12 protein-coding genes and 1 pseudogene are annotated in these 12,781 nt (G+C 55.4%); 3 read left to right on the top strand and 10 right to left on the bottom strand.

The genetic code is table 11. The annotated features are described in order from the left end of the window. Positions 1 to 132: 132 nt before the first annotated feature. Both JWG43_RS06205 and JWG43_RS19575 read left to right on the top strand, forming a co-directional pair. Positions 133 to 1,041, top strand: a complete 909-nt coding sequence (locus tag JWG43_RS06205; protein ID WP_205241954.1) for a hydroxymethylglutaryl-CoA lyase-like TIM-barrel protein — start codon at positions 133 to 135, stop codon at positions 1,039 to 1,041. A gap of 200 nt (positions 1,042 to 1,241) precedes the next feature. Further along, a pseudogene (locus JWG43_RS19575) lies at positions 1,242 to 1,775 on the top strand (ABC transporter permease); the annotation flags it as partial. A gap of 138 nt (positions 1,776 to 1,913) precedes the next feature. Here JWG43_RS19575 and aroA read toward each other — a convergent pair. Genes aroA through JWG43_RS06180 form a run of 5 tightly spaced genes read right to left on the bottom strand, consistent with a single transcriptional unit; the run spans position 1,914 to position 6,476 of the window. Then, positions 1,914 to 3,191 (bottom strand): 3-phosphoshikimate 1-carboxyvinyltransferase, encoded by a 1,278-nt coding sequence (gene aroA / locus JWG43_RS06200; RefSeq protein ID WP_205241953.1) that lies wholly within the window; start codon positions 3,189 to 3,191, stop codon positions 1,914 to 1,916. A 27-nt stretch (positions 3,192 to 3,218) separates the two neighbouring features. Beyond that, entirely contained in the window at positions 3,219 to 4,073 is an 855-nt protein-coding gene (locus tag JWG43_RS06195) for a shikimate dehydrogenase (RefSeq protein ID WP_205241952.1), read from the bottom strand. Beyond that, a complete protein-coding gene (aroD, locus tag JWG43_RS06190; RefSeq protein ID WP_205241951.1) occupies positions 4,073 to 4,765 on the bottom strand; it encodes a type I 3-dehydroquinate dehydratase in 693 nt (230 codons plus the stop codon). The genes JWG43_RS06195 and aroD overlap by 1 nt, the downstream gene beginning before the upstream one ends. Next, positions 4,765 to 5,706 carry a dihydroorotate dehydrogenase gene (locus JWG43_RS06185; protein WP_205241950.1) on the bottom strand — a complete coding sequence of 314 codons (942 nt, stop codon included), beginning with the start codon at positions 5,704 to 5,706 and terminating at the stop codon, positions 4,765 to 4,767. Before JWG43_RS06185 ends, aroD begins: the two co-directional genes overlap by 1 nt. Then, a complete protein-coding gene (locus JWG43_RS06180) occupies positions 5,694 to 6,476 on the bottom strand; it encodes a dihydroorotate dehydrogenase electron transfer subunit (RefSeq protein ID WP_205241949.1) in 783 nt (260 codons plus the stop codon). The genes JWG43_RS06185 and JWG43_RS06180 overlap by 13 nt, the downstream gene beginning before the upstream one ends. 64 nt (positions 6,477 to 6,540) lie before the next feature. Between JWG43_RS06180 and JWG43_RS06175 the strand changes: the two genes are divergently transcribed. Continuing rightward, positions 6,541 to 7,326, top strand: coding sequence for a prepilin peptidase (locus JWG43_RS06175; protein WP_205241948.1), 786 nt, complete (start codon positions 6,541 to 6,543; stop codon positions 7,324 to 7,326). Between the two features lie 289 nt (positions 7,327 to 7,615). Here JWG43_RS06175 and dsrP read toward each other — a convergent pair whose 3' ends face one another. Genes dsrP through dsrM form a run of 5 tightly spaced genes read right to left on the bottom strand, consistent with a single transcriptional unit; the run spans position 7,616 to position 12,736 of the window. Next, positions 7,616 to 8,788 (bottom strand): sulfate reduction electron transfer complex DsrMKJOP subunit DsrP, encoded by a 1,173-nt coding sequence (dsrP, locus tag JWG43_RS06170; protein ID WP_205241947.1) that lies wholly within the window; start codon positions 8,786 to 8,788, stop codon positions 7,616 to 7,618. A 7-nt stretch (positions 8,789 to 8,795) separates the two neighbouring features. Then, positions 8,796 to 9,623 (bottom strand): sulfate reduction electron transfer complex DsrMKJOP subunit DsrO, encoded by an 828-nt coding sequence (dsrO, locus tag JWG43_RS06165; RefSeq protein WP_205241946.1) that lies wholly within the window; start codon positions 9,621 to 9,623, stop codon positions 8,796 to 8,798. Between the two features lie 23 nt (positions 9,624 to 9,646). Next, positions 9,647 to 10,021, bottom strand: a complete 375-nt coding sequence (gene dsrJ / locus JWG43_RS06160; protein WP_205241945.1) for a sulfate reduction electron transfer complex DsrMKJOP subunit DsrJ — start codon at positions 10,019 to 10,021, stop codon at positions 9,647 to 9,649. A gap of 29 nt (positions 10,022 to 10,050) precedes the next feature. After that, positions 10,051 to 11,682, bottom strand: coding sequence for a sulfate reduction electron transfer complex DsrMKJOP subunit DsrK (dsrK, locus tag JWG43_RS06155; protein WP_205241944.1), 1,632 nt, complete (start codon positions 11,680 to 11,682; stop codon positions 10,051 to 10,053). 34 nt (positions 11,683 to 11,716) lie between these two features. Then, a complete protein-coding gene (dsrM, locus tag JWG43_RS06150; protein ID WP_205241943.1) occupies positions 11,717 to 12,736 on the bottom strand; it encodes a sulfate reduction electron transfer complex DsrMKJOP subunit DsrM in 1,020 nt (339 codons plus the stop codon). Positions 12,737 to 12,781: the final 45 nt, after the last annotated feature.

The raw sequence follows: 12,781 nt of genomic DNA, 5'->3' as shown, positions 1-12,781 counted from the left end.
GGCTATCATATACTGCCGGGCCAGTTCACTGACCTGCCAGTTCACCTGATTCAGGGCACCGACAAAAGTAGCGGCGACCCAGAGAATGTGTGGTGATAGCGCTGCATAAATGTCTTCTCTTTCAGGAAGAGCATGTTTGTCGTGTTGGAAGAAGAACTCTTACGTGATGGTTTACAGGCGGAAGGCAGATTGTTCAGTCTGACGGAAAAATTGCACCTTGCCCGTCTGCTCATCGAGGCCGGGGTCAACCGTCTACAGATCGGCAGCTTTGTCGATCCTCGCAGAGTACCGCAGATGGCCGATACCGATCTCCTGGCCATAATGGTGCAGCGGGAATATCCGGCGGTGGTCTGTACAGCGCTGGTGCTCAACAGAAAAGGATTGGAGCGTGCCCTTCGCTGCGGCCTCACCCATGTAAGCATGTCGGTCTCGGTTGCAGACAGCCATAGCCGGAGTAATGCAGGCCTGCCGGCAGCAAGGGCTCTGGAAGTGATGACTGATCTGATAGCCGCGGCCACCGCGGCCGGGCTCTCTGTCCGGGCCGGAGTGCAGTGCGCTTTTGGCTGTGGCAATGAAGAGGAGGTTTCCGAGGCGATGGTGGTCAGGGCGGTGGAACATATGACGGCGGCCGGAGCCATGGAAGTCAATCTGGCCGATACCGCCGGCGCGGCCGGACCAGATCAGGTGGAGTCACTTGTTACCCGGATACGACGGTTGGTTCCGGCTGCTGTCCTCTCCCTCCATCTCCACGGGGCCCGGGATCAGGGGCTGGCCAACATGACCGCCGGGCTGGCAGGCGGGGTGCGTCTCTTTGACACGGTGCTGGGAGGTCTGGGCGGTTGCCCTTTCATTCAGGGCAGCGGCGGTAATGTTGCCACCGAGGATGCGGTGTTTCTTCTTCAGCAAAGGGGGTACAGCATCGCTATTGATGGACATCGTCTCCGTCGGGCTGTCGCTCATCTCGAGCATCTCCTCGGGCGCCGGTTATCGCATACGGTTGACCGCATGGGAGCATACCGCTATATTCCAGGGCGGAATTGAGAGAGACTGAATCCGTGGATGTTCGTCCGAGCCTCAGGTGACGGCAGAATTGTGCACAAAGCTGTCGCGCGTCTGCTGGACCTGGACAAAATTCATCCAAAACAAGACCTGGATTCGTGACAGCGGGACGCTTGTTCGGGTTTTATTTTGCTGTAATCCTGCTCGGCGTTTGGCAGGCAGTGGCCCTATTGCTTGATTCCATGGCACTGCCCGAACCCTGGCGGGTTTTTTCCCTGTTGGCGGCCATGATGCAGGACGGTCGGCTGGCCGGAGATATCAGCATCAGCGCCCTTCGTGCTCTCCTTGGTATTGGCCTGGCCCTGGTAACCGCGGTGCCGCTGGGTTTACTGGTCGGAACGGAAGCTGTACTGGATCGGCGGTTCTCACCCTACATCTATCTGCTCTATCCCATTCCCCATGTGGTTCTTCTCCCCCTGATCATCATTCTCTTTGGCATTGGTGATCTTTCCAAAATTATCCTCATTGCCTTGATCGTATTTTTTCAAATCCTGGTCACGACCCTGGATGCGGCCAAATCGATCCATCGTAACTATTTTCTGTCCATGCAGACTCTGGGTGCCAGCAGGGCACAGATCTATCGGCACGTTGTCTGGCCGGCTACCCTGCCAAAAATCCTGACCGCACTGCGTATTTCCATTGGCACGGCGGTGGCTATCCTCTTTTTTGTGGAGAGCTTTGCCACCACTAATGGGTTGGGATTTATTATCATGGCCGCCTGGGGGCAGGCGGACTATGAATGGCTCTATGCGGGAATCGTTGCCATGGCTGCCCTGGGTTCTTTTTCTATATGGTGCTGGATGTTATCGAGCGTCGTGTGTGCCGCTGGACCAGAACCGTCTGAATTGTTTCTTTCAGGCCAGAGAGGAGAAACGTTCCCAGAAATCGGGGAAGGATTTGTCCACACATTCTTCGCCGGTAATCCGCACCCCGGGAATGCGCAGACCGGCGACGGCAAAGCACATGGCTATACGGTGGTCATTGTAGGTGGTGATGGTGGCGCCGTGCAGGTTGGCGCCGCCTTTTTTTCCATGGATGATCATTCGATCCGGCCCCTCTTCGACGTTGGCGCCGAGTTTGCGCAGTTCCGTGACCACCGCTGACAGACGGTCGCATTCCTTGATCCGCAGGTGAGCGATATTGTTGATCACCGTGGTGCCCTCGGCAAAAGCGGCAACCACGGCCAGAGTCGGGGCGACATCGGGCATGTCCCCCATGTCCACCTCAATCGCCTGCAGGTGGTCTGTGCCGGTGAGGGTAATGCCGCCGGCATCATCAAGATCGATCCAGCAGCCCATGCGCCCCAGATAGGGCAGCAGTCCGGTATCTCCCTGCAGGGAAGGGAGGGGGATGTTGGTAACCGTTACCCTGCCGCCGGTGATGGCGGCTGCTGCCCAGAAGTAGGAGGCCCCGGAGGCATCACCCTCAATCGAGTATCTTCTGGCCTGATACCGCCCCTGCGGGATCCTGAAAAAATCCAGTGTCGGCGCGGCTTCAACGCGGATGCCGAAATCAGCCATCACCGCCAGGGTCATTTCCACATAAGGACGGGAGAGGATTTCACCCCGGACTTCGAGTGCCGCCGGATTTGCCGCATAGGGAGCAACCAGGAGGAGTGAGGAGAGGTACTGACTTGACTTGCCCTCGGGAAGAACCGTGGCGCCGCCACCAAGGCCGTTGGCGTTGATGGTCAGCGGCGGACATCCGTTGCCGGTGTCGCTGTCGATCTCGACACCCCAGCCACGCAGGGCCTCCATCAACGGCAGGATGGGCCGTTCCGCCATCCGCTCACTGCCGGTGATGTGGAATCGGCCCTGGCCGAGGGTGGCCACCGAGGTCAGAAAACGGGTCGCTGTGCCATTATTACCGAGAAAGATATCACGGCGAGGTGTACTGATCAGACCGCCGGTTCCCTGCACCTGCCAGCGCTCAGGGTCGCTGTCATCGCAGACAACACCCATAAGCCGGAGCGCCTCCATAGTGAAGCGGGTGTCTTCACTGGCCAGGGGACCGATGAGGTGCGAAGTCCCCTCCGCCAGGGCGGCGGCGATAAGGGCGCGCTGGGTGAGGCTTTTTGAACCGGGAACTTTGATGGTGGTGTCGATGGGTCCGACAGGGGTTATGGTTTTCATGGCAATTGCTCAAGGGGCGGGAGAGGATTAGGTGCCTGGTGCCGGGGCAGTGCCGCGGGACGAAAGTTCCAACAGCAGGGCTTGCCGCATCACGGCCAGCGGTGCTTCCTGGCCGGTCCACAGACTGCACTGAGCGGTTCCCTGATGCAGCAGCATCTGGAGACCGTCAACAGTTCTGCAGCCACAGGCGGCAGCCTCCCGCAGCAGGGCGGTCTCCAGAGGTGCATAGACAATATCCATGACCACGGAAAAATGAGACAGCAGCTTCGGGTTGATCGGCAGTGCCTGGTGATTTGGGGACATGCCCACCGAGGTAGTGTTGATCAGGACATCAGCCCGAATGTCGGCGAGTTGCTGGTCCGGGACGCTGGTAGCGCCGAGCTGGGCGGCAAGTTTTCGGCCCTTGGTTTCGGTGCGGTTGTGCACCAGGATGGTCGCTCCGGCCTCGACAAGGCCAAACCCTATCGCCCTGGCGGCACCACCGGCACCAAGAATCAGCACCGTGCTGCCGGACAGGTCAATCTCTGTCTCTAAGGCGCGATTAGAACCGATCCAGTCGGTATTGGAGCCCGTGCACAGGGTTGATCCATGGGCATCTTGGTGAAACAATAGGGTGTTGACTGCACCGATTTTGCGGGCCACCGGGTCGATCTGGTCCAGCAGCGGCATGATGGCAACCTTGAAGGGGACAGTGACCGACACGCCGACAAATCCCAGGGCACGCAGACCCCGATACCCTTCATCCAGATTCTTCGGCTGCATGGGCAGGTAGACAGCGTTCAACCCCAGGGTTTTGAAGGCGGCATTGTGCATAATCGGACTGAGGGAGTGGGCAACCGGGTTGCCGATGATGCCGAACAAGCGGGTTGTGCCGTTGATCATTATTCAGCCTCGAGCAAAGTGCACAGGGTATGCAGATCAGCAATGGAGATCTGCCCGGGGGCCGTTACCTGCTGTTGGTCAATGGCGGCATAGGTCATGAACCCGCCCAGATAGAGGGTTGCCAGTCGGCTGATTCGCCCTGCCTCACCCATGGTAAAGGCGCAGAGAGGGAAGTGCGCGGCTGCCGCATTTTCATGCAGCGCCAGGATGCGAAGCACGTCCGCCGCGGTTGTCGCGGTAGTGACGATTTTACCGATGTCGGCTTTGGCAGTGATCATCTCGGCAAGGATTTCCTTGAGTCTGGCCGATGGGGGGGTAGCAAGGTAATCGTGACTGGACAAGATGACTTCGGCCTCGTTGTGCCGAGCTGTTTCCTGCACCTTGCGACGCAAATCCTGGCGAGCACCCAGTTCGACGTCCACATATCGGGCACCGGCCTGGATTGCCTGACAAAGGATGTGTATCCGCTCCTCCTCACTGCCCATGAACAGTCCCCCCTCCCACTGTGGCCGGTTGGTGACCAGCACCGGGCAGGGCAGATCGGCAATACATTGAGCTATGTGAGGATCCTTCATGGCATCTAGACGGATTTCGACGACATCCACCAGGTGCACCGCCGGCATGACTGCCGCCAGCACACTACCAGCGTCGGGTGCGGCAACAGAAACGCAGAGTCGACCACGCTGTGTCATTAGATGGTCGTCCGCAGGGAGCCGATGATGTCATGAATCGACGAAGCCCCCTGCCGGCTGAGGTAGGCTTCGATCCCGGTGAGTATCTGTTCCGCTGCTGCCGGGTTGTAAAAGTTGGCTGTCCCGATCTGCACTGCCGAGGCCCCGGCAAGGAGAAACTCAATGGCGTCTTCAGCGGTACCAATCCCGCCGATTCCGACAACTGGAATCGATACCGTCCGAGCAACCTGCCAGACCATGCGCAGGGCAACAGGTTTGATGGCTGGGCCTGAAAGACCGCCGATTATATTGGCCAGTTTTGGTTTTTGGCTGTGGATATCGATGGCCATGCCGATCAGGGTATTGATCAGGGAAACTGCATCAGCACCGCTTTCATCAACGGCCTTGGCCATGGCGGCGATGTCAGTGACGTTGGGAGACAACTTGATGATGACAGGAAGGTCGGTGGCGTTCTTCACCGCCCGAGTCACAGCGGCGGCCATCTCCGGAACCGTGCCAAAGGCAACTCCGCCTTTCTTGACATTGGGACAGGAGATATTGACCTCCAGACCATCGACACCAGTGACCAGGGTTAATTTTTCCGCAAGAATGGCGTATTCGTCAATGGAGTCACCAAGGATGTTGACAATGATTCGGCTACCGCAGGTGCGCAAAAACGGCATTTTTTGGTGAATAAAGCGATCCAGGCCGACATTTTCCAGACCGATGGCATTGAGCATGCCGCAGGCGGTCTCGACGACCCGCGGCGGTGGGTTACCAGGTCGAGGCTCAAGAGAGATCCCCTTGACTACCAAGGCGCCCAGACGCTGCAAGTCGACCAGGTTGGAAAACTCGGCACCATACCCGAAGGTTCCGGAGGCGGTCATCACCGGATTGGCCAGGTGCAAAGGGCCAAGCGAGATCTTCATTTCCGGAGGTACGGCAGTGGTCAAGGTGTCCATGCGACCTCCGTGGCATCGAAAACCGGGCCGTGTTTGCAGACATGACGGTAGGTGTTTCCGGCACCATGAATAGTGCAGCCCAGGCAGGCGCCGAGGCCGCAAGCCATGTGAGCCTCGAGCGAGGCTTCGCAGCGTATGCCGGCGTCAAGGCACAGGCGGGCAACGGTGGTCATCATCGCATGGGGACCGCAGGTGAAAACCATGTGCGCTCCGGGAAGAGCAGCGGGCAGGAGTTCGCTGACAAATCCATGGTGGCCGAGGCTGCCGTCATCAGTGGCCGTACGGACCTGGCAGCCAAGTTGTTTGAATTCTTCAGTCAGGACAAGGAGATCCGTATTGGTCCGGGACCCGAGCAACACGGTACAGGTGGATATCTTGGAATCGGTTGGCAAATGGCTGGCGAGAAATAATAGAGGGGCTATACCGATACCGCCACCAACAAGGGTGACCGGGCCGTGAGTGGTCAGGTGAAATCCACGGCCAAGGGGACCGATGAGGGACAGCTCAGCACCGGGACGAAGAGTGGACAGGTAACTGGTTCCGCGGCCGATGACCTTGACCAGAAGCTCCAGGGCGCCATCAGCAAAGGCTTGATGGATCGAAAAAGGCCGCCGCAGCAACGGATCAAGGGTGGTTCCACAGGATGCCATCACGAACTGACCGGGACGGGCGGCAGCTGCTATCCGTGGGGCAAAAAGGGTCAGGCGATGAAAGGAGTCGGATAAGCGATCGATCGCCTGGACAACGGAATTTTCCTGGTACTCGCGCATGGAAACAGATAGAAAGAAGAAGGAAGAGGTTAAACCGTGATTATGAACTGGTGAACTATTTGCAATGGAACTTTATCTTATTTTTTCGGCGGCTTTGCTGGGCGCAGTGGTGGGCTCGTTTCTGAATGTTGTCATCCTGCGCCTGCCCAGAACAGACAGGTCCATCATCTTTCCCGCATCACATTGTCCGCGGTGCAAACAGCCCCTGCGCTGGTTTGATAACATTCCGATCATCAGTTATCTGCTACTGCGGGGACGATGCAGAACCTGCGGGAAAACGATATCTCTGCAATATCCGCTGGTCGAATTGGCCATGGCTGTGCTGGCGGCGGTCTTGGCGGCCCGGTTTGCTCTCAGTTTTGCATTCATCCTCTATTTTATTTTTTTTGCTGCCTTGTTGGTTATCATATTTATTGATTTCCATCATCAAATAATTCCCGATCGTATCAGCCTGCCCGGAATTGCCATAGGGTTTGCCGGTTCTTTTTTCAATGACCAGGTCACCTGGCAGCAATCCGGGTTGGGGATTCTCCTGGGTGGTGGGATCCTGTACGCGGTGGCCTATGGCTATTTCTTTCTCACCAGACGTGAAGGCATGGGGGGCGGAGATATTAAGCTACTGGCGATGATCGGCGCTTTTCTCGGCTGGCAGAGCCTGCTGTTTGTGGTGTTTTCCAGTTCAGTTGCCGGCAGTGTGGTGGGTGTAGCGGCGATGATCAAACAGAAAACGGGGGCAAGAACCCGCATCCCGTATGGGCCTTTTCTGGCGTTGGGGGCCATGGCGTATCTGATTTTCAATGATCAGATTAACTCGCTTTGGACGATGTATCTCAGCATGAGCGGATTCTGATCCCTTGAATCAAATCTGAATCCGTGACGGCTGGACTCGTGCTTTGGATATATCTTGCTGTAATCAGCTTATAAGTGCAGCAAAATCCTTGAGAATACCCTGCACCAGCCGCCCTTCGGGGCGTCCGTCACCCCTCTTCATTGTCCGTAACCGTTCGATAAAGTGTACTTTAATCGAACGGTCACGAACAACGAAGCTGACGCACGGACAAACGCTCACGGATCCAGGATGAAAGGCAAAAAAAAACCCCCCGATGACTCGGGGGGTATGGAGAAGATTCTGATTGGTGTCAGGCTTCGACTTCGTGCTCGACGCCGATGGCTATCTTGTAGAGAATAGTGAGGATGAAAAATCCGGTTGCCCAGATCCCTATGGTGATGAAAATTTCATTGAGGGTCGGGTAGTACTCGGTTATTTCTTCCAGCGGGCTGGGGACAAAACCGCCAAGGACGAAACCAAGGCCCTTGTCCAGCCAGAATGCGGTGAAGATCGAGGCGCAGCCGAGACCCAGCCACAGGTCGTTTCCTCTTCGGGTGCCGGGATTGCTGAGCAGGGCCAAGCCGACAAAAAAGAGGGCGATAAAGGCCCACATGAAGGGCACAAGATTGTTGTAGACATTTCCGTGGTGTTCCAGGCCAAAGAACAGGTACTCTATGGTGTGCATGTGGCCCGGAATGTTGGAGTAGAAGCCAACGAAAAATTCCATGGCAAGAAAAAAGACGTTGGCAATAGCAGCATAAATGATAATAGTAACTATTTTATCTATTGCTTCCTTGCCAGCATCAAAATTAGCAACACGCTTGAGGATCAAGGCCATGATGACAATCAGTGCCGGACCGGCGGCAAAAGCCGAGGCGAGAAATCGGGGTACCGTGATAGCTGTCAACCAGAAGTGGCGACCGGGAAGACCGCAGTACAGCATGGCGGTGACAGTGTGGATGGAAAAGGCAAAAGGGATGGACAGATAAATGAAAAAATAGATCCACTTGGGAGGAGCGATCTGGTTTCGCTCCGAGGTGAGGACAACCCAACCGCATAGAATGTTAAGGATGAGGTAGCCCCAGAGGACTATCATATCCCAGAAAAGCATGGATCCCGGAGAGGGGAACAGGACAACATTAAGGCCACGCAGAGGTTGCCCCAGGTCGGCCATGATAAACATCAGGCACATGATCAGTGCGGAAATCGCCAGGAATTCTCCAAGAATGGTGATGCGACCAAATGCCTTGAAATTATGAATATAATAAGGAAGAACGAGCATGACACCCCCGGCGGCTACACCGACCAGGAAGGTAAACTGAGAAATATACAGCCCCCAGGAGACATCACGACTCATTCCGGTAATCGTTAATCCGACAAAATATTGCCGAAGGTAGGCGACCACGGCCACGGCGATAAAAAAGCCGAGAAAGGCCAGCCACATCCAGTAGTAGTTGTTTCCTTTTAATGCTTTCTCAAACATGGCTGCCTCATACTATATAGAAGACTGAAGGAAGAGTGCCAAGGGATGGGTTGCGCAGAATGGTATGATTTTCCCTCAGCAGTTTTCTGATCTCAGAGTCTGGATCATTGAGATCGCCAAAGACCAGAGCCTTGCTCTCGCCGCACGCCTCGACACAGGCTGGAAGTTGTCCTACCTCTATGCGCCCAACGCAGAAGTTGCACTTCTCAACCACCCCCCGCATTCTTCGCGGTTTGTTCTGGTTCAGGTTGCTTATATAGGGAGCGGGTTCGATATAATTAAAACTGCGCATGCCGTAGGGACAGGCGGCCATGCAGAACCGACAACCAATGCAGCGATGATAATCCATGACCACAACACCATCCCTGTTGCGGAAGGTTGCCTTGGTCGGACAAACCCGGACACAGGGTGGTTTGTCGCAATGGTTGCAGAGGACAGGCAGCTCCTGTTTTTCGGTGGCCTCATCTCTGTACAGGTGGTAGTTTTCATGAAATGCGTTTTCGTACCGTGTCATCCAGATCCATTTGATTTCGTCTTTAGGATTGGGGACATCAGGCACGTTGTTGTAGGAATGACAGGCCTCAACAATTTTTTCTCCCAGGGTTGGGTCGTCCCGGAAGGATTTGAGATTGATGATCATGCCATATCGCTTGACACCGGGATTGGTTTGATTGCCATTGAGGTTGGCTTGGCCTGCTTGTGCTGCGCCTTGACCACCCGCGGCTTGCGCAAGACCTGAGCTGGCGACCAACCGACCAACCACCGCGGTTCCTCCAAGTCCGGCGAGGGTGGTGATGCCGGCCACTTTGAGGAAATTTCGTCGTTTTATATCCATCTGTCTATCTCCTCCTTTGCCGTTCACTCAACTGGAGCAAAATGGCAATCCCAGCAGTTAGGTTGTCTGACGGCCACATAGGTGTGGCAAGGGTCACAGAACTGTTCCTTATTGGCGTGACACTGCAAACAGGTCAGTGTCAGGCTCTTCTGGTATTGCTTGCCTTCAATCTCAAAGGTCGATCGATCGCCATCCCGTAACACATCGTCACGCCAGGTCATCAGCAGCTTCATATGATCGGACCGGATAGCCGCCAGAGGCAGGACACAGCTCTCGACATCTTTCGGCAACACGATTTCCGGTACTGCCTGGGCGGTACCGCGGTTGTACCATATGGGTATGGTGACAAACAGGACGAAAATCAACAGTCCCGGGATTATTTTACCGCTGTCATACATCTCTTGTATCCTCCATTCCTGCCGGTAGATTATACCATGGTCCTGAGCCCTTCGGTCAGGTCTTGTCGTTGCTCACCTTCGATAACTAAAGCGTTGCCGACCAACTCGCTCAGACCGGCCACCTGTACAGCAGGGACCCAGTAGTCCATGAGCGTGGTCAGGGTGGCGCGATCAATAGCGCATACACAGCCAAGGGTGTTGACACCATGCTTGTCGTGGACATATTTCACCGCGTTGGCGCGTGGAAAACCGGAGCGCATGCGGAGTTCCATGATTTCGTCGGTGTTGAGCGCCGTTCCCGAGCCGCAACAGAAGGTCTGCTCGCGGATAGTGTTGGCGGGCATTTCCACCCAGTTGTCGACTACATGATCAAGGATGTACCGGGGTTCTTCAAGCAGACCCATGGCACGGGAAGGGTTACAGGAATCATGGAACGTAGCCTTGACGTGCGCGTTCCGGCTCTTGTCCAGGGTAATTTTGCCGTTTTTGATCAGATCGGCAGTGAATTCGGAGATGTGGACCATCTTCGTTGATCTGGCATTTTCAAACACCGTGCCGGTAATCGGTGAACGGGGGATTTCCATGAAATCGGTGGGTCCATTCATGGTATCCATATACTGGTGGAGGACGCGCCACATGTGACCGCATTCGCCGCCCAGGATCCAGCGGGACTTAAGTCGATTGGCCTCCGCATAGATTTTGCCGTTGAGCTTTTTCATCATCTCGTTGGAGGTGAACAGGCCGAAGTTGCCACCTTCGGAGGCATAGGTCGACCAGGTGTAATCAAGGCCGATGGCCTCGAACAGCAACAGGTAGCCCATGCAGGTGAAGATACCGGGTTCGGCGAAAACATCCGCCGATGGGGTGACAAACAGCACCTCGGCCCCTTTGCGGTTGAAGGTGGGGTTCACCTTGACCCCGGTGAGGTTTTCAATGTCCTCGCAGAGAAATTCGACATTGCCCTTGAAGGCCTGAGGGGTCAGACCCATGTGGTTACCGGTCCGGTTCGAGTTTGACACGGGTTCCATTGCCCAGTTGATGCCAACGCCGACCAGGTGCAGCAGTTCACGGAGCATCATGGTGATCTCGGCGGTGTCAATACCATAAGGACAGAACACGGAACAGCGCCGACACTCAGTACACTGGTAGGCATACATAAACCATTCTTTGAGGACACCCACCGTCATTTCACGGCCTCCGGCGAGTTTACCGAGAATCTTGCCGGCGCGGGTGAAATCCTGCCGGTAGACTGAACGTAGCAGTTCAGCACGCAACACCGGCATGTTTTTCGGATCCCCGGTGCCAAGGAAAAAATGGCACTTGTCGGAGCAGGCACCGCAGCGAACGCAGCAGTCCATGAAAATCTTCAGGGAACGAAAGCGATCCAGCCGATCAGCCAAACCCTGAAGGATAATGTCTTTCCAGTTTTCCGGAAGTTTCCAGTCGTCCTGTTCCGGATTCCATTCGCGTGCGTTGGGAAAACTGACACCTTTCTGACTGTCCAGATACTTGAGTACCTCGGGTTTGGTCGGATAGGCATAATTACCAGGCTTGAACACCACAGGGGTGTCCATCCAGTCCCGCTTCGGGATGGAGCCTGTCATCAGCGTAGGTCCCTCGGCAACGCTCCTTGCCAGCTTATCTACCTTTACTACTGCCATTGCTATATCCTTATGCTCTAGAAATTATCCAGCTTTAGTCATTTGCCTTGGGAGGCAGCTCTTTTTCCACCGGAATGCCCTGTTCGACCATGTCTTCTCGGAATTCATCCTCATAAGCCGCATACGAGTGAGGCTTGATATCGGGGTTCCACGGATTGATGTGCCGTTTCATGCGCGAGTCGTTAGCCATATTTCTGGTTGGGCTGAGGAAAACGCCCCCCAGGTGCATCAGCTTGCTGAAGGGAAAATAGGCCAGCAGGACGCAGACCAGGAAAAGGTGGACATAGAATAAAGAGCTGATTTCAGCCACAATGGTCGGGCTGAAGGTGACCAGGCCAACGGCCAGTTGCTTGATGGCAACGATGTCCACATTGGTGCGCAGGCCATACCGCATGAGAATACCGGTGATGCAGATGGCGAGAATGAGAAAGAGCGGGAAGTAATCGTTGGACAGGGAAATGTACCGGACCTGGGGATTGAACAGCCTTCGTGCCAGCAGAAAAAGGAGGCCAAGGATGATGACCACGTCGGTCGTGTACATCAGGGGTGAGCCGATCTCCAGTAATGAGTCAGCGGTTTCCACGAAAGAGACCAGCCAGGGCACTGGATCGAGGAAATATCGCATATGGCGGATGATTATGACCAGGAAACTGTAATGGAACAGGATACCGAACAGCCAGAGCCACTTGCTCGACTCGTAGGTTAATTTCGGACCGCTATGGACGGTGGCCTTGGTGTTTCTCCACAGTGAGCGGAACAGAAAGATTTCCAGGAACAGTCTAGCGATGACCTGCCCGGTGTTCACCGGCGCTTCCAGTTTATCCTGCTTGACCCAGGGCAGCGAGTAGCCCTGACCACAGGTGGTGGGAATTTTAAACGGGACCGGCGATTTGGCCCAATAGATGACCCTGTAACAAAAACCGCCTAAAAACAGCGCCATGGCCAGATAGGGAATGGCAACACCAAAAAGATATTGCATTCCCGGTATCTGCACTCCAATCAGCGCAATCAACACCAGGGCAATTACTGCCGCCAAAGGGAAGGCGTACTTCATCGATCACTCCTTCTCATTCTTGTTAAACACTAACGTCCAATACGT

It is taken from the genome of Desulfobulbus alkaliphilus (genome assembly GCF_016918545.1).
Taxonomy (GTDB): Bacteria; Desulfobacterota; Desulfobulbia; order Desulfobulbales; family Desulfobulbaceae; genus Desulfobulbus; species Desulfobulbus alkaliphilus.
The sequence above is the reverse complement of the archived record's forward strand: the minus strand, read 5'-3'. Positions and strand labels throughout refer to the sequence as shown.

What these genes read in the sequence shown, in the direction of transcription:
- JWG43_RS06205 (WP_205241954.1), top strand. Translation starts at nt 133, where the DNA reads ATGTTTGTCGTGTTGGAAGAAGAACTCTTACGTGATGGTTTACAGGCG.
- aroA (WP_205241953.1), bottom strand. Translation starts at nt 3,191, where the DNA reads ATGAAAACCATAACCCCTGTCGGACCCATCGACACCACCATCAAAGTT.
- JWG43_RS06195 (WP_205241952.1), bottom strand. Translation starts at nt 4,073, where the DNA reads ATGATCAACGGCACAACCCGCTTGTTCGGCATCATCGGCAACCCGGTT.
- aroD (WP_205241951.1), bottom strand. Translation starts at nt 4,765, where the DNA reads ATGACACAGCGTGGTCGACTCTGCGTTTCTGTTGCCGCACCCGACGCT.
- JWG43_RS06185 (WP_205241950.1), bottom strand. Translation starts at nt 5,706, where the DNA reads ATGGACACCTTGACCACTGCCGTACCTCCGGAAATGAAGATCTCGCTT.
- JWG43_RS06180 (WP_205241949.1), bottom strand. Translation starts at nt 6,476, where the DNA reads ATGCGCGAGTACCAGGAAAATTCCGTTGTCCAGGCGATCGATCGCTTA.
- JWG43_RS06175 (WP_205241948.1), top strand. Translation starts at nt 6,541, where the DNA reads ATGGAACTTTATCTTATTTTTTCGGCGGCTTTGCTGGGCGCAGTGGTG.
- dsrP (WP_205241947.1), bottom strand. Translation starts at nt 8,788, where the DNA reads ATGTTTGAGAAAGCATTAAAAGGAAACAACTACTACTGGATGTGGCTG.
- dsrO (WP_205241946.1), bottom strand. Translation starts at nt 9,623, where the DNA reads ATGGATATAAAACGACGAAATTTCCTCAAAGTGGCCGGCATCACCACC.
- dsrJ (WP_205241945.1), bottom strand. Translation starts at nt 10,021, where the DNA reads ATGTATGACAGCGGTAAAATAATCCCGGGACTGTTGATTTTCGTCCTG.
- dsrK (WP_205241944.1), bottom strand. Translation starts at nt 11,682, where the DNA reads ATGGCAGTAGTAAAGGTAGATAAGCTGGCAAGGAGCGTTGCCGAGGGA.
- dsrM (WP_205241943.1), bottom strand. Translation starts at nt 12,736, where the DNA reads ATGAAGTACGCCTTCCCTTTGGCGGCAGTAATTGCCCTGGTGTTGATT.